Source organism: Bradyrhizobium sp. SHOUNA76 (assembly GCF_023006445.1).
Classification (GTDB): Bacteria; Pseudomonadota; Alphaproteobacteria; order Rhizobiales; family Xanthobacteraceae; genus Bradyrhizobium.
Genome location: NZ_JALBHA010000997.1, coordinates 1 through 863 on the forward strand (window position 1 = coordinate 1; position 863 = coordinate 863).

2 protein-coding genes are annotated in these 863 nt (G+C 65.8%); both read right to left on the reverse strand.

Features of this window, described 5'->3' with window-relative positions; all coding sequences use genetic code 11:
* On the reverse strand, positions 1-347 hold a 347-nt coding region (locus tag MOV74_RS39245; RefSeq protein ID WP_246932985.1), incomplete at its 3' end, for a response regulator.
* Between the two features lie 138 nt (positions 348-485).
* A complete protein-coding gene (locus tag MOV74_RS39250; protein ID WP_018321617.1) occupies positions 486-803 on the reverse strand; it encodes a hypothetical protein in 318 nt (105 codons plus the stop codon).
* Positions 804-863: the final 60 nt, after the last annotated feature.

The window sequence follows — 863 nt, forward strand, 5'->3', positions numbered from 1 at the left end:
GACCGGGCGAAGCTGCGGGCGGCGCTGCGGCGCTTGCCGTCCATGCCGCTGATGACGATCACGGCGCCGCCGAACTTCGCCGCCGCCATCTCGCGCAGCACGTCGATGCCGTCGCCATCCTCCAGCACGAGATCGAGCGTCACACAATCGAAGCGGGCGGCACGGAGCTTCTCGATCGCGTCCGCCACCGACGGCGCCACGGTGACTTCGTGGCCGGCCTGCTTGGCGGCGACCGTGATCAGGCTGCGCTGCGTGGCGTCGTCATCGACCACCAGGAGCTGAAGCGCACGCCGTTCGGCGCCATCGGGCAGGTTTGACGAGATGGGGGAAAGGGAACTTCTGGGCATTTCCGTATCCTGAGATTGAGACCGTCGATGGATACACGGCTCGCGCTTAAGCGACGTAAAGCGGCCAAGGCAAATTCGCTCGGATGTTTCAGCAAATATAAAGCAACCTGGCGGACAGCGCGGCGGCTGCCACGCCGATCAGGCCGCTTCGTCACGGCCGCCGGCCGCGCCGCGCTTCTTCCTGTTCTTGCCGCGCAGGAACTGGATGTCCATTTCGGCGCCGTTGACGCGGACCAGCTCGCAGCGGCGGTAGGCGAGGCCCGTTGACGACAACAGCAGGAAGAACTCTTTCAGGTTCAAGCCTTGGATCGAGCCTTCCACCGTCAGGATGGCGTCGGTGTCGGAGATCGCGTTGAGCTTGCAGTCGCGGCGCCAGGTGCCGTCGATGGCCATGATGCAGACGTCATAGCCGCGACTGAACGTCACGCGTTCCGTGCCCTTGCCATCCTCGGCCATGCCTAGCGTCCTGCCATGACCGCGATGCGCGGTGCGGCGCCGGCGAGAGCCGGCTTGGCG